Genomic DNA, 23348 nt, shown 5'->3' on the forward strand with positions numbered 1-23348 from the left:
GGCTCCCTGAGTGGGGGCGCGTTTAGTCAAATTATCGGTTTGTGAAAAAATGTTATCGGTAAAACCCGCCCCTACACCCCGGCTTTCAGACGTGCCATGCCACGTCTGGAATATTGCTTTCAGCTTAAGTTGACACCAATGATAGCGATGCGCCTTGATCAGGGATAATTTTCCAAAAATGGTATTCCAGAAAGCGCAAATTTAAAGTTTTTGTAATAATTTATTCCTTCTAACCCAGTTTTTCGGTTCCAATTACTTCGCCCTTGAATAAAGTAAAGTAAGGAGAGAGATCTAGCTTTCTAACCATCAAGTAGCGCTAAAAAAAAAATAAGATGTGGAAAGACCTTAGACAAAAAATTTGGGCAGGGCGAGGCGTCTGGACGGTTGCTCCTGGTGTGGCTGGACTTGTTATCCTATTGCGGCTGCTCGGCTTTTTACAGACTTGGGAATGGGCAGCTCTTGACCAATATTTTCGCTGGCGTCCCCAAGAACCTGTGGATGAGCGAATTTTAATCGTGGGAATTAGTGAGGCGGATCTTAAAAAGGTCGGACAGTGGCCCATTCCTGATGCTGTCCTGGCTGAACTCCTCAAAAAAATTAAAGCGCAAAACCCGAGAGTGATTGGTCTTGACCTGTATCGAGATTTACCGGTTTTGCCCGGTCATGACGAATTAGTCAATGTTTTTGAAACAACTCCCAATTTAATCGGGATAGAAAAAATTAATCAGCACGATCCTAGCGCTAGTGTGGCTCCCGCACCCGTGCTAGATCAACGCGAACAAGTTGGGTTTAATAACGTGGTGATTGATGCGGATGGTAAGCTGCGTCGATCATTGCTTTATATGGTTGAAAACGATCAAGTCACCGTCTCTTTTGGGATGAGACTGGCGTTGATGTATTTAGCAGAGCAAGAAATCATATCTCAACCCTCCCAAACGAATCCCCTAATGATTCATTTAGGAAAGGGGACGTTTCAACCTTTTTCAGCAAATGACGGTGGTTATGTGAGTGCTGATGACGGGGGATACCAGATTTTGTTAAACTATAAGGGTTCGGCTCGTACCTTTCCCAGGGTGTCATTGACAGAGGTACTCGAAGACCGGATACCACCAGACTTAATGCGCGATCGCCTCGTTTTAATTGGGGCAACGGCAACTAGCCTGAATGATTTCTTCTATACCCCCTACAGTGGTGATAAAATTGCCACCCAAGAGCGCACACCTGGGATAGAAGTTCAGGCTAACATGATTAGTCACTTGCTGAGTTCAGCCCTAGAGGGGCGTTCTGGACTAAAAACTTGGTCGGAACCAATCGAAGGGATCTGGATTTTCCTCTGGTCTTTGACGGGTGCAACCCTGTGTTGGGTTTTACGAGATGCTGGAGGTTTGGCTAAATTATTGCCACGTTGGACAGTAATCAGCCTTTTGTTCGCACTTTTCGGTCTGGTCGGGAGCAGCTACTTAGCCTTTATCATCAGCAGTTGGTGGATTCCTGTGATTCCCACAGCTTTGGCGTTATTGGGTGCCGCTACAGCAACGACAGGGTACATCGCCAACTTCGAGCGTGAAGAGCGACACACCGTTATGAATTTATTCGGTCGCCATGTAACGAAGCAAATCGCCGAAGCAATTTGGCGCGATCGCGAACAACTTCTCAAAGAAGGACGTCTACGTGGTCAGAAGATGACTGCCACGGTTCTGTTCTCAGACCTGAAAGGGTTTAGTACAGTAGCAGAAAATATGAGTTCGGAAGTGCTGATGGCTTGGCTGAACCAATATATGGATGCCATGGCGGGAACGGTGCTAGATCATGGCGGTGTTGTGGATAAGTTTATCGGAGATGCAGTTATGGCTGTGTTTGGTGTGCCGATTAAACGCACGACATCTGAGGAAATTGACCAGGATGCGATCGCGGCGGTAAACTGTGCATTATCCATGGCACAAAAACTGCAAACCCTAAATCAAGAATGGCAACGTCAAGGCTATCCGCAGACAGCAATGCGTGTGGGAATTGCCACCGGAGATGTCGTCACAGGTAGCTTGGGGAATGCTCAACGGCTTGACTACACCACCCTAGGAGATAGCGTAAATGTAGCGGCTCGATTAGAAAGTTACGATAAAACGCTCGATGGAGGAATTTGCCGGATTTTAATCAATGACGAAACATACCAGCATCTACACAATCAATTCCCCACGAAACAAATTGGTCAGGTGAGACTCAAAGGGCGCGAACAGTTAACCGCCGTTTATCAAATTTTGCTGTAGTTGTTCAAAATGCCATGTATAATGATTTAGATTTTGCCAGCCAATAGCGCTATTGAGTCCAAAATGTTTCAGGCAAAATTCTTCACCAGCTAGAGTAGGTGCATCACATCTCAAACCTTTGTAAAAGACCCTTATGAAACGAAGGAATTAATCTCATGAACACCACTCGGCAAAAAATAGTAACGATCATTGCCGGGACAGCTTCAATTGTTTCCCTGCAAATGTTCGGCTTTTTCGACCTACCTGAACCACGGATTTTTTCGTCGTCGAAGAATTTAGAAATTCTGACTTCGATTTGGAACGATCTACCTGCCAACGCAGAGTTAAACAAAACGTCAACCCATCGTTCGTCTAAACAATATATACCACCCGTGGCAAGTAACCCACGGCGGACAATAGGCTCGGGTTCACGCGGCTGTCGCCAATCGTTAACCAACGATTTAGTCACATTGTTGATCCCATCCGAGGAGTATGCTGGACAAACGATATCAGGTCATCCTACCTTTTTCTGGCACTTATCACAGCCTGTCTCTGTACCTATGCGGTTTGCTTTAGTAGAACCCGGAGTGGCGAAACCGCTGTTTGAGAAACAGATAGACTCTCCCCAAGCCGGGATGATACAGTTGCAAGTGCCCAAAGATCGTCCAGAATTGCAAACTGGACGAACCTACAAATGGTCAGTCACTCTGGTTTGTAATACCAAGCGTCCGTCGGCTAATCCCGTATTTATTAGCTGGATTGAGCGGGTATCCACACCAGCCGCTTTAGAAACCCAACGGCTGTCAACTCCTGCTAAGAACAATGTACCAACACAGGTGTGGCGCGATCGCGCTTGGAGTTATGCTGAGACTGGGCTTTGGTACGATGCCTTAGCCGCGATGTCCAACGTTCAAACCGCGAATTCTAATGAGCTAGGCATCAACGATGATTTTCTGGCTCTGCTTGAGCAAGTTGGCTTGACTCAAGTCACGCAACAAGAACGGCTGGATGTTGCTAAAAGACCATAGCTGTCTAATTCAGTCTGCCAAATTGAAGGGAAAGCGGGTAGAGCGTGAACAGTAGCACAATATCGGGAGTAGGGATATACCAAATACCCCTACTCCCTCTTTTGAGGAACCATGAACCATCAACTATGAACAAATAACTAACGCCAATTGCCAATCAGAATAAACGGCGACCAAATCCCTGGATGATTATAATTGACATTAGAAATCATCTTAAGTTGTGCCTGTCTTAACGCTTCTGCCCGGGTGATATCCGGTTGGCGCAGTTGGCGATAAAATTCGGCAATTAGTGGTACGGTCGCTTCATCATTGATATACCACAACGTCGCTAAAGCACTCTCAACACCCGCTCGAACAGCGACACCCGCAATTCCTAACGCGGAACGATTGTTGCCTGTCGCGGTTTGGCAAGCACTCAAGGTGAGCAGTTTGACCGCTTCTCGACGACCGCGAGAACGCAAGAGATTGTCGAGTTGTTCAATACTAATTTGTTGATCATAACCCAGTATAAATGTACTCTGGGAATCTACACCAAATTTGCCATGGGTTGCCATGTGAACCACGGGAAAATTTTTGCGTCGTAGTTTGGCTTGCAAGTTCGAGAAGGTAAAGTCCTGATCAATTAACTCAGTCCCGCCTAAGATTTCTTCAACCGCATTTAGCTCAGCTTCTACATTTGTGAGAGCGGCAAAGGGAGGTTTGGCAACAGTTAAACCCAGACTCAGCGCTCTTAACTGATTGCGATCTAACGGTTGGCTGGTGGTTAATGACAGACTGGGAGTAATCGCAATGGGATACTTCTCAATCAAAAAGTTTTGACCATCGTGCAGCGCACTCATGGGTATCTGACGCAAGACGCCATCGTTGATGAAGACTAACGTCTTGGGTTGGATGACGGCTAAATCAGCTTCCATGGGACGAATCAGCCAATTATAAATTTTTTGCGCTTGGGGGATATACTGCTCCGTGGTGCGTAGTTCCAGAAAGTAGCGTAGCTGCTCAATCTCGGCTTCCATCTCTTCCTTGCTGATGGGGATAGGATAGTTTTTCAGGGAACCATCGGGCGATCGCAGGATCATTTCGGTGCGATCGTTCAAAATGATTGAATAGATGACAGCAGCATTGGCATCCACTAACCCTTCCTCATTTTGAGCTTTGTCTTTGGCGACTTGCACGCATTCATCGCCGAAAAAGTTTTCCAACTCTGCCAGTTTGAACAGTTCGACGATATCGAGCACCTCTTTCAGGGGTGAAACCTCTTCCTGGGAGTTAGGATCGCTCAAATCGCGACTGGAAGCATTGAGGAGCAAATCAATTAATTCTCGATAAACGGGTTCAACCTGTTCCCGGAAATCTAGTTGTAATTCTTTATTGGCGACTAAATCGCCGCGAATATTTTGCAACGTCGCGATCGCTTGTTCATAAGCGGAAATGGCTGAGGCGATGTTACCTCTGGCTTTCAGCATCCGCCCGGCTTGCCATTGCCAGCGATATAAACTATCAGAGGATTGAATTTGCTGGGCGCTAAATTCAGCTTGGCGGGTTAAATTCATTGCCGTGCTGTAGTCTCCGGCTGATTCATACACCTGTCCTAAGCTCCCTAGGGCAAAGGATTGGGCTTTGGCATCGCCTATTTTTTGGGCTATCGTTAAAGCGTGGGTTAAAAGCTGGATCGACTCCTGAGTTGAAGCTTCTGACTCGATCTGTTGAAAACTTGCGGCTAGGTGAATCAGGGTATAGGCTTTCTGTCGTGAATCAGGTATTCCAGGGAGGAGTGCTCTGACTCGTTGCCAATTGCTCTGGAGAAATTCCTGATCGCCCTCACTTAAGGGTTCGGCTGAATTGTCAGCGACATTGGCCCAATGACGACTAATCACCCAGCGATTTAAATTCATTAAGGCTTTAATTTCGGTCAAACTTCCTAAGGCTTGAGCTGTTTCCAGACTTTGCTCAAAGAATGTTCTCGCTTGCGTCCAATCCTGAAGCGCCTCTTGGGTTAAGCGTGTCGCCTCTTCGAGATCTCCTTCTAACTCAGCTACCTGCGCCTGATAACTTGATCGGCTGGCTCTACTGATATAAACATTCCCCACGTTATTTAAAGCCGTGGCGATAAAACTGTTATTATTCAATGCGCGAGCAATTTTTAGGCTCTGTTTGTGGGCGGAAATTGCCTGATCATAGTTGCCTACACTCCAGTGGGCATTGCCTAAAGCGCCTTGAGCGGCAGCTTCTGCTAGGGAATCTGGGTATTCAGTGGCGAGTTCAATGGCTGACTCTAAAATAGTAATCGCTCGCGGATGTTGTCCCAAATCATTGTAAGCTTGGGCTTGTTCCGTTAATAGCCCAGCGATCCGTTTCTGGTTTTCGGCATCCGGTGAAGCCTGGTAAATTTGGATCGCCTTTTCCCAGTGCGCGATCGCCTGAGCAAGTTCCCCCGTTTGCTGATAGGCTAACGCCAGGTTATTGTGAACAATTGCTCGATCATTTTCGTCGGTAATTTGAGGTAAGGCTTGTTCCCATAAGTTAATGGCTTGGGAGAATTCTCCGATTTGATAGGATGCAATTCCCTTGGACACCAGCTGTTTTTCAGAAGCCGGTGTAAGTAATTGCTGTTGTTGAATTTCTGTCGCGGGTTCGGCTTGCCCAGTAGACCAGGGATGAAAGCTGATACAAAAGACAAGGCTGGCTAAAGATAATCCAATAAATCGACGCCAAATCTGCCAACCGTGGGACATTTTTCGGAACAACGATAACGATTAACTCTATCTTAAGCAATTTCTATCTGAACTGGCAGGTCTGAATTTGAAGGTCTCAGGGTTGATCAATGGTCAAAAACAGGGGATAAACAGTCTTCTAATCTGCTACTATATTTTATTTTTTCCGGTAACTGATTGTGAAAGCAGAACAAGAAATAAGTAGGTAGGGACAATAAAAGTTAACGGTGGAGAGCGTCATTCGTCATTTGTCATTTGTCCTTTGTAAGGGTTTGAGATCAATTTACATCACTTAATATAGTTGAGTTTATTTCCACCAACCTACTTGACAAAATATTACCTAGCATGAATGTTATGTGGTATAAATTAATTTTTTGGACAAATATACGCTTAAAACAGTCCGGGGTTTCTCTGCATCCTTGTCAACCGATGACCTTTGCGCTACTGTTTTATGTTTAAACGGTTTCTTTGGGCTTTAAATCTGTTGTACTTGAGCTGGAGCTGTACCGCCCTAGCTCAGAACTTACCACCGATGAGTCAAACTAATCCAGATATTCCACCAGGTATCCTGGAACCCACTCGTCCCAATCTGCCTTCTTTGCCAACGACGCCCCCAGAGACTCCCCCATCACTTCCCCCCCTCACACCCACCCCAGAACCCTCCCTGACGCCAGTACCCGATTTGGAGATTAATGTCACGGTTGAACGAGTCGAGGTACTCGGGAGTACTGTTTTTTCCCCGGCTGAATTGCAAGCTGTTGTTGCGCCCTTTATTGGTCAAAATGCTTCGTTTGAAGAACTCTTAGCGATTCGCACGGCAATTACCGAGTTATATACGGACAATGGCTACACTACCTCGGGTGCTTTTCTTCCGTCTCAGGATATTAGCGATGGTGTGGTGAGCATTCAGGTGGTTGAAGGGGGCATTGAACGCATTGAGATTCAAGGATTAGAGCGTTTGCGGGATGATTACGTGCGATCGCGGATTCAGTTGGCGACGCAAACCCCGGTGAATATTCGTCGTTTGGAGGAGGTGTTGCAACTGCTGCAACTTGATCCGATACTGGATCAAATTCAAGCCGAGTTATCAGCAGGAACCATGGCTGGAACCAGTGTGTTAAACCTACAGCTAGAAGAGGCAAACCCTTGGGTGAGTTCTGTGACTATAGAGAATCGAGACTCTCCCAGTGTCGGTTCCTTGGGGGGAACAGTGAGGGTGGAGAATCGGAATCTATTGGGATTAGGCGATCGCATAAGTGCCGATTATGGCATAACTGAAGGGGTGGATCAGTATAGTCTGAGCTATGAAGTTCCCCTCAATCCCAGGGATGGTACGTTAAGTCTCAGCTACAACCGTAGCGATAGTGATATTGTTGAAGATCCGTTTTCGGTCTTAGATATTAACTCCAACTCAGAAACCTTTTCCGTGGGGTTTCGCCAACCGATTGTCCATACGCCAACGAGTGACTTTGCCCTTTCCTTGTCTCTGGATTTGCGTCAAAGCCAAACCTTTGTCCTGGATGATATCCCGTTTTCCTTTTCTCTGGGACCCGAAGATGGGGAATCGAAAGTCACAGTATTGCGGTTTAGTCAAGACTGGCTCAACCGTTCAACCGATCGCGTCTTAGCCGCGCGATCGCAGTTTAGTTTTGGCTTGAATGCATTTGACGCCACAATCAATGACACGGGTACAGATGGGCGGTTTATGAGTTGGGTGGGACAGTTTCAATGGGTGCAAGCTTTAGGTGAAGATAGTATTATTATTGCTCGCGCTGGAGTGCAACTCTCTCATGATTCTCTCTTACCGCTAGAACAGTTCAATATTGGCGGAATTGATACAGTACGAGGTTATCGCCAAAATCAGCGCGTGGCTGACAATGGAATTATTGGTTCCGTGGAAGTTCGTTTACCAATTATCCGCCAACCGGAGGGGATTGGGACTGTCCAAATTGCTCCTTTTTTCGATATTGGCACCGTTTGGAACCACGAGGGTGAGGTTACTAATCCTAACACCTTAGCCAGTATTGGGTTAGGACTTTTGTGGCAACGCGATCCCTCGTGGTCAGCACAACTTTATTGGGGGATTCCTCTAAATAGCGTTGAGGATGAAGGCGGTTCTCTACAAGACAATGGGATTACCTTTTCCATTCTTTTTCAACCTTTCTAAGTTAGTGAGACCAATTAAAGTTAACGGCGGAGATTCTCATTTGTCTTATGTTTATGTAAGAGTTTGATCACGAGGCAGTTAATATTTATGTCGGATCATGTCGTAAATCTTCACATACTTAGATGCCGAAGTACTCCACGAGTAATCATAAGCCATACCTTGAAGCGCCAGTTTACGGAACTCGTCCGGATAGTCATACCACAATCCTAATGCCCGATCCATCGTAGATTCCAACGCATAATAATCGGTGTGATTGAATACATAGCCATTGCGTTTTTCCATGGGGTGATTCGGGTGGTGATCGCGGTCAAACACCGTATTAACCAGTCCCCCCACGCTCCGCACAATTGGCACGGTTCCGTACTTTAAGCCAATAATTTGAGTCAGTCCGCAGGGTTCATAATTACTCGGCACCAGAATAAAATCGGCTCCGGCATAAATCAAATGAGATAATTCCTCATTAAAGCCCAGTTCCAAATGGACATCAGGGTTATCATTTAAGTAGTATTTCTCGTGCCAGAACCAGGAATTAATCGCCGCCGCTGTCGCCGACCCTAACAAAACGAATTGAGCGCCCTTATGCAGAGAGTAATAGATGGCATGATGGACAAGATGAACACCTTTTTGATCATCTAAACGACCAATAAACGCCACAATTGGTTTATCAACATCCTGAATTAAAAGCTGTTCCCGCAACGCTTTTTTATTTTTCGCTTTATCTTCAAAACTATCCGAGGCGTAGTGATAGGGAATATAGCGGTCTTGTTCCGGATTCCAAAAATCATCGTTAATGCCATTGAGAATCCCAGTAAACTTATCCTGATGTAAATGTAACGTATGACCTAAGCCACATCCGATGGGTGTGAAACGAGCTTCCCAGGAATGATGAGGGGAAACAGTTGTCACCGCATTAGAGTAGACAATACCGCCTTTCATAAAGTTTAAGGCAAAGGGATTAAAATTATCTTTCAGGCGATCATCCTGAAAATAATAGGCTTCCCGATTCAACCCTGTTGCCCAAAGGATCTCACTTCCCCCCATTCCTTGGTGCTTAAAGTTGTGAATGGTGTAGCATACCCGTTGATTTTCCATGCCATGATATTTGTAGATCTCAAAGAGCATGACTGGAAGTAAACCCGTCTGCCAATCGTGACAGTGGATAACATCAGGACGCTTATTACTCTGAAGTATAAACTCTAAAGCGGCTTTACAAAAGAAAGCAAACCGTATGTTATCGTCATCACAACCGTAGTAGCAGCCCCGATTAAAAAAATTATCCTGGGAATGGGGTTCGATAAAGAAACAGACTCGTCCATGAACCCAACCACAATAGACGGAACAGTGAATCGCCGCACCGTACCAGGGTACCCATAGATTAATATAGGCATCATGGAGTCCCCAGATGTGGTCATAGCGCATATTGTCGTATTTGGGCAGAATCAGTTCGATGCAATGCCCCTGAATCTCTAACTCCCGACTCAAACCATACACCACATCCCCTAAGCCGCCGGCTTTGATCACAGGGGCGCATTCAGAGGCAACCTGGATAATGTACATTCCGCTTCCTCACTTAATTATCCCGTTTATTTAAACTAAGATGTTGTACCATTTTTAGTTAGCCTCTGTCATCCGCTAGTCTGGGGAGATGGGGGAGATGGGGTGATCAGGAGCAGGGGGAGCGGTGTAGAGACGTAGCATGCTACGTCTGGGAGCAGGGGAAGCTGGGGGAGATGGGGGAGATGGGGCAGCAAATGACAAATGACGAATGACGAATGACAAATGACAAATGACAAATGACAAATGACAAATGACGAATGACCAAGGAATCATGTACGTATTAATCGGCGGCGCGGGATTAGTGGGGTTGAGTTTAGCCCAGCAGTTAGTGGAATTAGGACATACGATCGCGATTATTGATACAGATCCGACAGCTTGTCGGTATGCTCGCGAACAAGTGGGGGTTATGGCATTTGAAGGGAGCGCCGTCACTACCCAAGTGCTACTCGAAGCTGGGATTCGCAAAGCCAATGCAATGGCGGCGGTGCTGCGAGATGATGCGTTGAATTTGGCAATGGTTACCCTGGCGAAACATTTTGGTGTTCCCCATATTATTACTCGCATCCGCCAACGGGATTTTAAGGAGCCTCTACGCATTGCTGGCGCTCATCATATCATTAGCACTGTTGACTTAGCTGTCAATCGCATGGTCAACGCGATCGAATATCCAGAAGTGGAATCGATTATGCACTATGAACAGGGTCAGGTGGAAGTATTTAAACTAGGAGTACCAGGGGAATCGGATGTTGCTGGGCGTACTGTGGCTCAAGTGATTCAGGATTCTCGGTTTCCAGAGGGTTCTTTAATTATTGGTTATCAATCCCATCCCCATGCAGATTTAGTCATTCCTAATGACAATACAGTAATGGAACCCGGATCAACGATACTTGTGGTGACAAAAGCAGACCTGTTGCACCAAGTCATCAACTTTTTAGGGGTTGGTTCAAAACTTGCGCCACTCTAATAAAATTATATCTATGACTCAAGCTCAAGTAAGATTTTTCAGCTTTGATGACTATCTGTCCTATAATGACGGGACAGACAAGCTATATGAATTGTATAACGGAAAGCTGATCGAAGTGCCACCAGAATCAGGAGAAAACGTTAGCATCGCGACTTTTTTACTCTTGCAGTTTGTTCCTCTCGTCGGTTACTGGCGGGTGAGAAGTCACGGATTGGAACTGGAAGTGCGCGGAGAACCCAGAAATCGCTACCCAGATTTAACAATTATTCGAGAAGAACATATCCCCCAACTACAGCGCCGCAATACAATCCGGCTCTCTATGCTTCCCCCTTTGTTGGTGATTGAAGTCGTTAGTCCTGGTGAACTCCAGCGCGATCGCGACTACATTGCCAAGCGGCGACAGTACGAAGATCTGGGCATTCCTGAATATTGGATTGTAGACCCTCAAGTTCAATCCGTGATCGTGCTAAATCTACAGGATCAAGTTTACCAGGAGGTGGGCATATTTCAGGGAAATAGCCGAATTGTCTCACCCACGTTTCCCGAACTGAATCTCACCGCTGAAACTCTGTTGAACGCAGGTCATTGAATCAGCGGTAGGTAACTCTTAACCAAGAATAGGAAATTCAATTTAAGCTCAGTTCTCTAGCCTAATGTATCTAATAGAACAACTTACCCGTGGTAAAATACGTTATAGTAAGATAATATTTACAACATCATAATGGATTTAGAATCAATGCAGCCAATAACTACAAAAATTTTTGAACTTGAAGATACACTCAAGTCTTGGGATGCTCACTATTATCAACCCCTTGCCCAGCACTATTACGATCAAGCTATTCCCACAATGCTAAAGTTAATGGAAGTGGAACCAGGGGCAACAGTACTCGACGCTGGGTGTGGACCTGGAGTACACAGTATTCGAGTAGCTAAAGAAGGCTACCGTGTTTGTGCGATCGATACTAATCATCTTCCAATTTTAACAACTGCTCATCAATCCGTTTAATCCGCTTTTGTACCACGACTTCAGACAGAATCCGCTTACGTAGGGCGTCTGTTAACGCTCCTTTTTCTGCCAAAAGTAATTGGCGACGAATGGCTTCTAGTTTCGTGCGATCGCTCCGATTTTCTAGTGAGTCTTCTGAACGCTGATTATAGATTTCCCGCAAGGTTCTATCAGCCGTGGCGACTCGCAGTTGATAGGATGCTCGCATTTCTTCATAAATCGATTTAGGTAATACCCCAGCTTTCAAAAGACTGTCTAATTCATCTTGTGCAGCTTTAGCCGTCATCAATTGAGCTTGCAATTCTTCAATTTGCTGATATGATTTTGAACGATAAGATAACTTCAAATGCCGTACCACCCACGGTAAACTTAATCCCTGTCCCACCAGAGAGAACAAAACAATTCCTAGAACGATAGCCAGCAGCGTCTCCCGCCCGGGCAAATCAGCAGGTAGACTCAAGGCGAGGGCGGTGGAAAGTGAGCCTTTAATATTACCTGCCAAAAGGATATGTCGCCAACGCATCGGAATCGGTTTGTCAAAAAAACGGACGAAGGCTAACAACGGATAAACCGTGAGCAAACGCCCAACTTGATAGGCAATAAAGGCTAAAAGTATAGCGGGTAAAGTTTGCCAAATGGTAATGATGTTTATCTCTAAGCCAATCAGCAAGAAAATAAACGTATTCACCCCAAACCCAGCATATTCCCAGAAGCTAAATAACGTCACTTGATTTGATGCCGATGTCACCTGCGAATGTTCAAAATTACCGACAATGAGTCCGGCGATTACTACAGCAACAACACCGGATACATGTAATAACTCTCCAGCTTGGAATGTGCCTAACGCTAGAGCCACGGTGAGTAAAATTCCACCCAAAGGATCATCCGTTTGGCTCAATAACCCAATGCTCAAATATCCCAACGCCACGCCGACTAAAGCTCCGCCAATTAGCACAACTAAAAATTCTTGAACCACATCTAGGGCGGATAAGCCTCCTGTTTCATGAATTGTCAAAATTAGGCTAAATAAGACCAAGGCGACATCATCATTGAGTAGACTTTCTCCCTCAACCAGAGTCACCAGTCGATGGGGAACTGAAACTTCTTTAAATACGGCAATGACTAAAGCGGTATCGGTAATGGATAAAATCACACCCACCATCGCGGCGGGTATCCAATCAATCCCTAATTCAAGTCTCAATAAAACTGAAGTAATTCCCGAACAGAGCAACACACCGGGTCCTGCAAGTAAAGCAATCGGTTTAATCGTGCTGCGGAGGCGGGAAATATCGGTATTAATTGCCGCTTCAAACAGGAGAATCGGTAAAAAGAGATTAAAAATCAGCGCCGAATCCAACCCGATGCGACTGGGTAAGAGTTCCGTAATCGCTAATCCGGCTAACACTAACCCAGTAATATACGGGATGCGGAATCGTCGCGAAATCAACGCCACGGCGGTGGCGACTAATAACAGAATAATCAGAAAACTGACGACTTCTGCCACATTCCCCTTATCCTCGCTGACGGGAACCGCCAGGAGGATGCGATCGCTAAACCATTGACCAGGGTTTGTTAGTGTTAAGCTGGTGATGCTATTCGTGATCAGTAAATTCACTCTTGGCTCAATCCCGTATCTTTCATGTAACTTAATAGCCAATTGGCAGCAGTGGCTCGACGTGTCTGACGGGGACCAAATTCGCCAATTTTATAGCCTTGAAATCCTAACTGTTCTTTCAACAACTGTTTGTTTTCCTTGGGAATTGAACGAGTCAGTTTAACGGTGGCTGGACGACTCTCAATAAAATTGGGCGGTTTTGGATAGTCCTGTTGCCATTCTGGAGGTACGTTGGTACAATCCCATTGGTTTGTTTGTTGGTCATAGCGATACCCCAAATAGTGCCAGACGAGTTTATTTACGGTATCATCATCCAGTTCTTCGTTCAAGATTTGCCAAAGGGTTTCAGCATTGAGCGGAGGAAGTTGAGACATCAGTTTAATAGTTTTGAGTTTTGAGGTTTGAAGGTGTAGGGGCGGATTTGACGACTATCGTTTCTGGGCTTACCCCGATGTGACTAAACTCGCCCCCACCAAGTACAAGAGGTTTGAAGGTGTAGGGGCGGGTTTGACTACTATCGTTTCTGGGCTTACCCAAATGAGACTAAACCCGCCCCGACTTGACCCTTCGCTTTTCAGGCATAGTTTTGAGTGGCTATTTGGCGCTAGCTATTGATGATAATGTTACCTCAAAACTCGTCCTTCCTGAGTTAAATAGTTTTGAGTGTAGAAACACAACCGGGTGCGTCTGGTTGTGATTTGCTCATAAGCAAAAGGCTTGGCTAACAGGACTTGTGTGTGCCTGATACCGATTTTGCCAACAAGGTTGAATACAAAATATGCACTCAAATTGATGTATAATCATATCAGCAATATTGTCTATTTTGCAAGTTTGTTACTTTTCCATAAAATGGCTAACTCAGAAAATGCAATTATTGAGGATTATTTAAACTGTCGCCAGCAGGTTCTATCTGAACTGTCTTCTCAGTAGTTATGGAAATGGCATAAATTCTCTTTCCAGAGAAGATAAGCTTAAAATAATAAATCAAATCAATACTATAGGAACAATAGTATAACTTAGCCTTTCTGGGGAATTTGCTGAAGAAGAATGTAGATTAAATTGGCAATATTGACAAGGGGTGTAAATTAAAAATTTGTGGCAAAAATTTCAATGTTATTCATAAAAGTAAGGTGGGCAATGCCCACCCTACTAAAGACGCGATCGCGGATTGGATTCCTTACTGCCAGACAAACACTTTGGCTTCGTATCCGCCAATGTCAAGAGTTAAATTGTTATCGCGGGCTTCCACCTCATAGTTACCTGTCCATTCGTGCCAAATGCCATTCTCCGGAAAATTGGAAAGAGTATATTCAGCGAGGAAATTATCAGAAAAATTGGCAACGACAGCAACACGAGAGCCTTCACCATTCCAGCGCACATACGCCAGAACTTTGGTGTCTGCATCTTCAAAGAAGAAATTAATGTTCTCTGTATAGAGAGCCTGATTGTTTTCTCGCAGTCCGATCAACCCTTTATAGTAATCCCACAAACCACGATTATTATCATTACCCAGTAGTTGCCAATTAATCTTTCTGGATTCAATGGATTTCGGCTGATATTCCCCGAACTCTTCACCCATCCACACTAAGGGAATACCGACTGCTGTCATTAACAAAACTACCCCTAACTTGAGCCGTTTGAAAGCTTCTTCATCAAAGATTTCCCGATTGGCTAACTCAACCATCAGGCGTTCGTGATCGTGGTTAGTTAGGTAATTTACAACATTAGTCGCTCCCAGGTAGCCTTGACGCTTACAATCAATCACATCCTGAAGAGATTCTAAATCAAACCTGTCACCGCAGATATGAGGTTTGACCGTGTGATAAAAGCTATCATGCCAGCAACCATCCATCGGTCCATCAACATTGGTGATGCTGGGATTGTCGGGAATATATTCAGCAATGTTGTAAAATGGCTTTGCCTCTGCTGTTTTTTTAGTCTCTTGAACAATCCAATGCATAAATTCGTAGTTGGCAATTTGCCGCGCTGCGTCGTAACGGATGCCATCAATATGATATTCCGTGATCCAGAAACGAACCACATCACCGATAAACTTACGCGCTGGGTAAGTCTCTAGATTTTTGTCGTAATGTTCGTAGTTAAATTCAGGTCCCCAGTTGTTATCTGGGTCACGGGGAGCGTGATGATACCAGTAATCATGGTCAATTTGGGTGAGAGGGCTTTCCGCTTCTGAGTGATTGTAGATACCGTCCATAATCACCCGAATTCCTCTGGCATGACACTCATCGATTAGATGTTTCAATTCATCTGTCGAACCATAGCTGGACTCAGTAGCAAAGAAGTAGCGAGGATTGTACCCCCAACTGTAGTCACCGGGATATTCTTTGATAGGCATTAACTCAATGGCGTTAATTCCCAATTCCACCAGATAATCTAACTTTTCAATAACATGCTGGTAATTCCCCCGTGGATAAGCATCATCTTCGCCACCAGAAAAGTCACCGACATGCATTTCATAGATGACTAATTCATGGTCAGGAGGTAGGGGTTTATCATCATGCATCCAAACGTAAGTATCGACGATGCGTTGTCCATCTTTGATCCGCACGATGCAGTTTTGAGTCGGATCTTCAATATCGGTAGCGTAGGGATCATTGACCTCTACCCATTGATCGGCTTCAAAAAACCAAGATTTGGATTGAACCCGGAATTTGTATTTATAAATACCATCTTCAAGTTCAACGGACGTGCGAAAATACCCCTGCTTATCTTTCTCCATGGGAATTTCTTCCCAATTTGAGAAACAGCTAACCAATGAGGCTCCTTCGTTGTAAGGAGCAAATAAAGCAAATTCAATAGGAGCAGCCATTTATTTGAGCCCCTTAGGGTAAAATAAGGATTGTTTAAACATGATGCTTATCGTAAGCGGTATTTTACAGAGATAGCTATCTAGCGGAAGATAGATATTCCAATCCATATCTGGTTATTTCGATCATGCAGGCAAGCAAGCTGCACGAAACATTAAACACAAAGCCGTTGTTGAATACGGTCAAAATTAATCAAGGTACCCACGGACTGTGGGGAATCCAAACGCCATCGGTTTGGTAACCAAATCCCTCGATACACCCGACTGGAGGATATACTTTGTTCAAGTCTTAAGTAATTTGACACTCCCTCGCCTGAGACGAGGGATTCTTCTCTCATCCAGAAGCCAAGCGAGTATTGATTTTCATCAATACACGCCTAGGCTAACTGTCCGGAAGCGTTTACCCAGTATTCCTGGGAGATTCGCGTATGCCCTACGCTATCTAAAGCCTTAATCAAAATGTTTATAGCAGCATTCCAATCTCTATCGAGAGCAGCACCGCAGCTACAAACATGAGTACGAGTGCTTAAAGACTTTTTAATTCTAGCTCCGCAGCAAGAGCAATCTTGCGAGGTGAAACTAGGGTTTACTGCTACTAATTTTTTGCCAAATAGATTGGCGAAGTATTCCAGCCATTCGCGGAATATTGTCCAACCAGCATCCGATATTGATTTGGCTAATTTGTGGTTTTTAACCAGTCCTCGAACATTTAAATCCTCAATCGCCACGAAATCGTTAGATTTCATTACGCATCTTGCTAACTTAACCGCAAAATCTTTACGTTGGCGACTGACTTTTAAGTGTTGTCTACCCAGTCTTCGCTGGGCTTTTTTTCGATTTTGGCTACCTTTTTCGCATTTACCGAGTCGGCGTTGCAACCGTTTTAACTTTCTCTCAGACTTCCTGAGAAAACGAGGATTGTTTACCTGGTTTCCATCTGAGTCGGTGTAGAAATGGTTGAGTCCAACATCTAAACCAATTTGCCTGTTTGTCTGCTTAACACCGAGCGAAGTCGAGGTGTCAACGCTTTCACGACGTTCTACGTCAACACAAAACTGAGCATAGTAACCATCAGCCCGTCTGATCAGACGAATCCGCTTGATTTGGGATTGCTGATAGAAATGTAAATCTCGCGTTCCGACCAGTTTTAAACGACCAATGCCTGTTTTGTCGGTGATGGTCAGATACTTCCTGTCGTCTGAAAGTTTCCAGCCACTTGTCTTGTATTCGACTGAGCGACAGTTTTTCTTAAACCTGGGAAAGCCTTTCTTGCCTTGTACAGACGCGCCATGGCGCGTCTCTACCTTTTTGCAGTTATCGTAGAATCGACTGATGCTAGCCCAAGCACGTTCAGCAGGAGCTTGACGTGCCATTGAATTTAAAGCAGCAACAAAAGGAAACTCTGGAGACTCGGCTAAAACCTTGGTGTACTTATTCAAGGTATACCGATTAACCTTTTCCTCTCTGGGAGCATCTAGCCAGTATCGCAAGCATTTGTTGCGAATGAACCGACCTATCTTTATTGCTTCGTCTATTAGCCCCTATTTACAAGAAAAGGGTTTTGTGGACGGGTTCTTATTTTGTCTCTAGCTGCGGTGGCGTTACAATAGAAAAACTTAAGGTTTACATCCAGGATCAACAATGTCCTGATTCATCCCGTCGCTGAAAGCGAGGGTCTTCTCAGGACAGCGAGATAAACAAGTGAGGACAAGTTTACCTCCTGACTGGCGGCATTGCCTGACCGTTCTCACCCGCTAACGATGGACTGTAGTGTCAGCTCCCAGTACTTCCAGCATCAGAACACAACTATGGCATCCTCTGACTCCCAAACATCTATCCCTGAACCTTCAAACCAAGAGTGGGAATCCTCAGATTCTATTATCTCTGAGGCAGACCAACCCATACGAAAATCATCACCCACGCCGAAATTATGGCTGGGATTGTTACTCACCCTGTTAGTTTTCGGCGGTGGCGGTTGGGCGGCTTGGCGTTTTTTACGGCAAAATAACTCACCCCCAACTGCTCAGCAACCTCAAGCTATCCCCGTGAAACTGGAGCAGGTTGAACCAAGTACGCTGGAAGAAAGTTCTCTGTTTGTGAGTACCTTAGAGGCGAAACAAAAGGTGGAATTGCGACCTGAAACCGCTGGTCGAATTACCCGAATTGTGGCTTCATCAGGCGATCGCGTGCAAGCTGGAGATATAATTCTACAACTGAAGCCAGAACGAAGTGAAGCCGAACTCAGAAGTGCGATCGCGGATGTGAATGCCCAAACCGCTACCCTGAATAATGCTCAAGCGGAAGTCAGAGCCGCTCAAGCCGATATTGCCCGTCTCAAAGCCGAAGTGGGGCGCCAAGCCGCCGAAGTGCAAAGCCGAGAAGCAGACTTAGAACTAGCGCGGGTGAACTATCAACGGGCTGAACAGTTGGTAGATCAAGGGGTTCAACCCAGACAAGAACTAGATGATAAAAAACGCGATCGCAATCAAGCCATCGCCGCCCGTGACGCCTCCGCCCAAGCCTTAGCCGCCTCTAAGGAAGCCCTGAATGTGGCACAACAACGAGTCCAAGCCGCCCAAGCCACGGAAGCCAGAGTCGCCGCGAACCTGTCTAGTGCTAGGGCGGATGTGGAGGTTAAGCAGGAAGAATTGCAATTTAATCGCGTTGTCGCCCCCATTGATGGAGTGGTTGGGGATATTCTCGTCAAAGTGGGAGACTATGCAAACGTGGGTGATACCCTCACCACCATTACTCAAAACCAAACCTTAGAAGTCGAAATTCCCATTGACGAACAGCAAAAAGAGAGGATACGCCAGGGACTCACCGTTGAACTACGGAACCAAGGTATCCCGGACACTGAACCACCTATTGCCACAGGGCGGATTAGCTTTATTTCACCACAAGTGACTAAAAATACCCAAACCCTCTTGACAAAAGCCACATTTTCCAATCCAAATGGTCGCCTGTACGATCAGCAGAAAGTGGATGCACGAGTCATCTGGGAAAAACGTCCAGGTGTGTTAATTCCCGTCAATGCTGTATCGCGTATGGCTGGTAAGCCCTTTGTCTTTGTCGCCCAACCGCCAGAGGAAGCCAAACCGGGCGCCCCTGAACTCATCGCCCAGCAACGACCAGTAAAATTAGGTGATATTCAAGGGAATCGATACCAAGTTATCGAGGGTATAGAACCTGGAGATAGAATTGTTGTCTCCGGTATCCTTAATTTATCCGATGGCGCTGCGATTATTCCCGATTCTTAGTTATTTGTTATTCGTCATTTGTCATTTGTCATTTGTTATTCGTTATTGGTCATTCGTCATTGGTCATTCGTCATTTGTTTATTACCTTTGCATCTAGAAGGGCGGGTTTAATGTAGGGGCGGGTTTTACTACTATCATTCAGGGTTGCACCCAGATATAACTAAACCCGCCCTGACTGACAAAATTGTAGCCATAAGTTATCTGTCAAAACCGCCCCTACATCCCTATGACACACCGAGCGAAGTCGAGGTTTTCCCTATTCCCTATTCCCTAAAATTTAAATGTTTGTTGAATTTTTTATTAAACGACCGGTTTTTACAACTGTTTGCTCCCTGATTATCTTACTCATCGGAGCAATTAGTATTCCCACGCTTCCTGTTGCCCAATATCCTGATATCAGTCCCAAACAAGTCAGCGTCCAAGCTAACTATAACGGTGCTGATGCTCAAACCGTGGAAAATGCGGTGACGACTATCTTAGAACGGGCAATTAATGGTGTGGATGGGATGCGCTACATGACATCCAGTAGTAGTAATGATGGCACCAGTTCGATCAATATCACCTTTGCCCCAGACAAAGATCAAGATATTGCAGCAGTTGATGTCCAAAATCGCGTCTCCTTAGCTGAACCCCAATTGCCAGAATCTGTACTCCAAACCGGGGTCACGGTAAATAAGGAATCTAATAACTTCCTGATGGGATTTGGTTTATATTCAGAAAATGGTGAGTACGATAATCTCTTTTTAAGTAACTACGCTGACCTATATTTGGTAGACGCCATAAAACGAGTGAATGGGGTGGGGAATGTACAAATTTTTGGCGAACGTACTTATGCGATGCGCCTTTGGCTTGACCCCCTGCGTCTGGCGAGTCGGAATCTGACGGCGCAAGATGTGGTTGATGCATTGCGGGAACAGAATATCCAGGTGGGTGCAGGGCGTATCGGTCAACCCCCCGCGCCAGAGGGACAGCAATATCAAATTGACTTACGGGCAATTAGTCGCTTGGAAACGGTTTCGGATTTTGAGGAACTGATTTTAGCCACGAATGAAGATGGCACCCTGATTAAACTTAACGATGTTGGTCGTGTGGAATTGGGGGCACAAAATTATGGCACGTTCCTGCGATTTCGGGCAAATGAAGCTGTTGGGTTGGGGATTATTACCGTTCCTGGGAGTAACGCTTTAGAAGTAGCGGACGCGGTGAAAGCGGAGATGGCAAAATTGGCGACGGAGTTCCCGGTGGGGATGACCTATGATATTGGGTTTGATACCACCGATTTTGTCAATCAGTCCCTCTCGGAAGTGGTGTTCACGCTGTTTAAAGCGGTGGGATTGGTGGTGTTGGTTATTTTTGTCTTTTTACAGGATTGGCGCACCACGATTATTCCAGCCATTACGATTCCTGTGTCTCTAATTGGTACGTTTGCCTTTGTCAAGATTTTTGATTTTTCGATTAATAGTTTGACCTTATTTGGTCTAACCCTAGCCACGGGGATGGTGGTGGATGATGCAATTGTTGTAGTTGAAGATATCACCACCAAGATTCAACGGGGAGGGATTAAATCTCGACAAGCGGCGATTATTTCCATGCGGGAATTGGTGGGAGCAATTATTGCCACGTCATTGGTGTTAATGGCGGTATTTATTCCGGTGGCATTCTTTCCGGGAACCACGGGGGCGTTATACCAACAATTTGCGTTAACTATTGCGTTTTCAATTGCCGTTTCCACGTTTATGGCGCTGACGTTGACGCCAACCCTTTCTGGCTTAATTTTACGGCAAAAGCCAGAAGCGACAGGGCTTTGGGGTCACTTTTTTGATGGATTTAATCGGTTTTTAGAGGGAATGCAGCAGCGATATCGGCGAGTTTTGATTATCCTGACTCGCGTGAAAACCCTGGTGATTGTGGCGTTTATTGGCTTATTAGCACTAACGGTGTGGGTTTACGATAGTGTGCCATCCGCGTTTCTCCCGGATGAAGACCAAGGCTATTTTATGACGATTGTCCAAGGACCAGAGGGTTCGTCACTCAACTACACTCATGATGTGATTGAGCAGATTGAAGATATTATTTTGCCCTTGGATGAAGTGCGAGCCACGTTTGCGGTGGGGGGGTTTGGCTTTAGTGGGAATACGGCGAATAGCGCGATCGTTTTTACCACACTGAAACCTTGGTCAGAACGCACTGATCCGTCTCAGTCTGCTGAAGCAATTATTAATAAAGTCCGTGGTGCTTTGTTTGGGATTAAAGAAGCCAGAGTGTTTCCGGTGAATCCACCCTCTATTCGTGGCTTGGGTAGTTTCGGCGGGTTCCAATTTCAACTCCAAGACCGCCGAGGTAATTTTAGCTTGGATTCGCTGATTGAAAATATGGGGAAATTGCTGGGTGCTGGTAATCAGAATCCTCAGTTGCAGGCGGTGTTTAGTACTTATGCGGCAAATACCCCCCAGTTGCAGATTGAGGTAAACCGCAATCGGGCGAAGGCGTTGGAGGTGGATATTGATGATATCTTTGAGACCTTGCAGACCTATTTGGGTTCGCGTTATGTAAATGACTTTACCCTAGAACGGCGCACCTATCGGGTTTATGTCCAAGCGGATGCCCAGTTCCGTTCAAATCCAGAGGATATTAATCAATTGTATGTGCGTTCCGAACGGGATGAGATGATTCCTTTGGGGAATTTAGTCACGGTTACGCAAACGACGGGGGCGCAAACCATTAATCACTATAACTTGTTCCGCTCGATTGAAATTAATGGGTCAGCCGCGCCGGGAGTCAGTTCGGGAGACGCAATTCAAGCCATGGAACAAGTCGCCGCCGAGGTGTTACCGTCTGGATTAGGCTATGAATGGTCTGGTTTATCGCTGGAGGAAATCCAGTCTGGGGGTCAAGCGACGATTATTTTTGGCTTTGGCTTGGTGTTTGTTTTCTTAGTGTTGGCGGCTCAATATGAAAGTTACATCGACCCGATTATTATTCTATTGGCGGTTCCTCTGGCTATCTTAGGGGCGCTAATGGCGCAATCGTTGCGGGGTTTACCTAATGATGTCTATTGTCAGATTGGCTTGGTGATGTTGATTGGTTTAGCCAGTAAGAACTCGATTCTGATTGTGGAATTTGCCAATCAGCTACGCGAGCAAGGAATGACGTTAAGGAAAGCGGCGATTGAGGCGGCGCAGCAGCGCTTGCGACCGATTTTGATGACGGCGATTTCTACATTGTTCGGGATTTTTCCCCTGGTGATTGCTACGGGTGCGGGATCAGGAAGCCGTCAAGCCCTGGGAACGGCGGTGTTCGGGGGAATGTTTGTCGCCACGTGCCTGAGTCTGTTTGTGGTTCCTATTCTCTATATTGTGATCAAATCGGGGAGCGATCGCTTGTTTAATTCCCCTGGCAAAAACCAGAAGACACCGGAGTCACAAGAGCTTGAGCCGAAACCTGAAGTAACAATGCGGTAATATTCATTAAAGGAATGCCGCAGAATTCATCAAAAACTATGAACAAAAACTATCCAATGTTAACAAAGCCATAATTTTGTTGCAAAAATTGACTTGAGAACCCCAGTTTCCCTAATCTTTGGTAAACGTAAAAGTAGAATACCTCAGATCACTACAGTTTTTTCAGTTTAGGTTAGGGAAAATGAATAGTAAGCGAATTATTTTTTCCAGCGTTATCACTGGTATTGCGGGTGTGATTTTAGGCATTGGAGTAGCTGAAATTAATCATGCCGATCAGCGACCCAATGCCATGTATCAGTATGCCACAATTGGCGGGGTGATGGGATTAGCCGTTGGTGCAGGTCAACAGGCGTTGCGAGAATTAGAGCAGTTTGACACTCCCCGCCCTATAAGTGCGGGGATTCTTAGTTCCGCGACACACCTTACAATTATCTATCCTTGCGGCAATACTTAAACCAAACACCCGTAGAAAACTACCAAGTATTGAGCCTAATTTAGATAACTCCAGA

At 45.5% G+C, this 23348-nt stretch carries 18 protein-coding genes; 11 read left to right on the forward strand and 7 right to left on the reverse strand.

Annotated elements, in window-relative coordinates; all coding sequences use genetic code 11:
* Positions 1–332 precede the first annotated feature (332 nt).
* Complete coding sequence (locus tag RIG27_RS19525) at positions 333–2264, forward strand: CHASE2 domain-containing protein (RefSeq protein ID WP_446347880.1); 1932 nt, start codon at positions 333–335, stop codon at positions 2262–2264.
* 155 nt (positions 2265–2419) lie between these two features.
* On the forward strand, positions 2420–3271 hold the full coding sequence (locus tag RIG27_RS19530; RefSeq protein ID WP_446347882.1) for a DUF928 domain-containing protein: 852 nt from the start codon (positions 2420–2422) through the stop codon (positions 3269–3271).
* Positions 3272–3408: 137 nt separating this feature from the next.
* On the opposite strand, the gene RIG27_RS19535 is transcribed toward RIG27_RS19530, so the two are convergent.
* On the reverse strand, positions 3409–6003 hold the full coding sequence (locus RIG27_RS19535) for a CHAT domain-containing protein (RefSeq protein WP_446347884.1): 2595 nt from the start codon (positions 6001–6003) through the stop codon (positions 3409–3411).
* Positions 6004–6514: 511 nt separating this feature from the next.
* On the opposite strand from RIG27_RS19535, the gene RIG27_RS19540 reads away from it, so the two are divergent.
* Complete coding sequence (locus RIG27_RS19540; RefSeq protein ID WP_446347886.1) at positions 6515–8149, forward strand: ShlB/FhaC/HecB family hemolysin secretion/activation protein; 1635 nt, start codon at positions 6515–6517, stop codon at positions 8147–8149.
* A gap of 78 nt (positions 8150–8227) precedes the next feature.
* On the opposite strand, the gene glgA is transcribed toward RIG27_RS19540, so the two are convergent.
* A complete protein-coding gene (gene glgA / locus RIG27_RS19545) occupies positions 8228–9706 on the reverse strand; it encodes a glycogen synthase GlgA (protein ID WP_446347888.1) in 1479 nt (492 codons plus the stop codon).
* A gap of 75 nt (positions 9707–9781) precedes the next feature.
* Entirely contained in the window at positions 9782–9979 is a 198-nt protein-coding gene (locus RIG27_RS19550; protein WP_446347890.1) for a hypothetical protein, read from the reverse strand.
* Here RIG27_RS19550 and RIG27_RS19555 point away from each other — a divergent pair.
* The 3 genes from RIG27_RS19555 (at position 9978) to RIG27_RS19565 (ending at position 11676) form a co-directional block, all read left to right on the forward strand.
* Complete coding sequence (locus RIG27_RS19555) at positions 9978–10670, forward strand: potassium channel family protein (protein ID WP_446347907.1); 693 nt, start codon at positions 9978–9980, stop codon at positions 10668–10670. The two genes, RIG27_RS19550 and RIG27_RS19555, sit on opposite strands and share 2 nt — an antisense overlap.
* A gap of 13 nt (positions 10671–10683) precedes the next feature.
* On the forward strand, positions 10684–11259 hold the full coding sequence (locus tag RIG27_RS19560) for a Uma2 family endonuclease (protein ID WP_006099074.1): 576 nt from the start codon (positions 10684–10686) through the stop codon (positions 11257–11259).
* A gap of 147 nt (positions 11260–11406) precedes the next feature.
* Positions 11407–11676, forward strand: a complete 270-nt coding sequence (locus RIG27_RS19565) for a class I SAM-dependent methyltransferase (RefSeq protein ID WP_198016373.1) — start codon at positions 11407–11409, stop codon at positions 11674–11676.
* Here the strand turns inward: RIG27_RS19565 and RIG27_RS19570 are convergent.
* The 4 genes from RIG27_RS19570 to RIG27_RS19585 form a co-directional block, all read right to left on the reverse strand.
* Complete coding sequence (locus RIG27_RS19570; protein ID WP_446347909.1) at positions 11633–13282, reverse strand: cation:proton antiporter; 1650 nt, start codon at positions 13280–13282, stop codon at positions 11633–11635. The two genes, RIG27_RS19565 and RIG27_RS19570, sit on opposite strands and share 44 nt — an antisense overlap.
* 5 nt (positions 13283–13287) lie before the next feature.
* Positions 13288–13665 (reverse strand): DUF1823 family protein, encoded by a 378-nt coding sequence (locus tag RIG27_RS19575; protein WP_446347893.1) that lies wholly within the window; start codon positions 13663–13665, stop codon positions 13288–13290.
* Positions 13666–14468: 803 nt separating this feature from the next.
* Positions 14469–16121: an alpha-amylase family glycosyl hydrolase gene (locus RIG27_RS19580; protein WP_446347895.1), complete on the reverse strand. Its 1653-nt coding sequence runs from the start codon at positions 16119–16121 to the stop codon at positions 14469–14471.
* 374 nt (positions 16122–16495) lie between these two features.
* Positions 16496–17653, reverse strand: a complete 1158-nt coding sequence (locus RIG27_RS19585; RefSeq protein WP_446347911.1) for an RNA-guided endonuclease InsQ/TnpB family protein — start codon at positions 17651–17653, stop codon at positions 16496–16498.
* On the opposite strand from RIG27_RS19585, the gene RIG27_RS19590 reads away from it, so the two are divergent.
* From RIG27_RS19590 to RIG27_RS19610, 5 genes are all read left to right on the forward strand, one after another.
* Complete coding sequence (locus RIG27_RS19590) at positions 17641–17784, forward strand: transposase (protein WP_446347897.1); 144 nt, start codon at positions 17641–17643, stop codon at positions 17782–17784. The genes RIG27_RS19585 and RIG27_RS19590 overlap by 13 nt on opposite strands.
* A gap of 142 nt (positions 17785–17926) precedes the next feature.
* Complete coding sequence (locus RIG27_RS19595; RefSeq protein WP_446347899.1) at positions 17927–19378, forward strand: efflux RND transporter periplasmic adaptor subunit; 1452 nt, start codon at positions 17927–17929, stop codon at positions 19376–19378.
* Positions 19350–19475, forward strand: a complete 126-nt coding sequence (locus RIG27_RS19600; protein WP_446347901.1) for a hypothetical protein — start codon at positions 19350–19352, stop codon at positions 19473–19475. The genes RIG27_RS19595 and RIG27_RS19600 overlap by 29 nt, the downstream gene beginning before the upstream one ends.
* Positions 19476–19659: 184 nt before the next feature.
* Positions 19660–22839: an efflux RND transporter permease subunit gene (locus RIG27_RS19605; RefSeq protein ID WP_446347903.1), complete on the forward strand. Its 3180-nt coding sequence runs from the start codon at positions 19660–19662 to the stop codon at positions 22837–22839.
* A gap of 181 nt (positions 22840–23020) precedes the next feature.
* Positions 23021–23293 carry a hypothetical protein gene (locus tag RIG27_RS19610; RefSeq protein WP_446347905.1) on the forward strand — a complete coding sequence of 91 codons (273 nt, stop codon included), beginning with the start codon at positions 23021–23023 and terminating at the stop codon, positions 23291–23293.
* The last annotated feature ends 55 nt before the right edge of the window (positions 23294–23348 follow it).

The sequence above is a fragment of the Coleofasciculus sp. F4-SAH-05 genome, from assembly GCF_040222985.1.
GTDB classification, from domain to species: Bacteria; Cyanobacteriota; Cyanobacteriia; order Cyanobacteriales; family Coleofasciculaceae; genus Coleofasciculus; species Coleofasciculus chthonoplastes.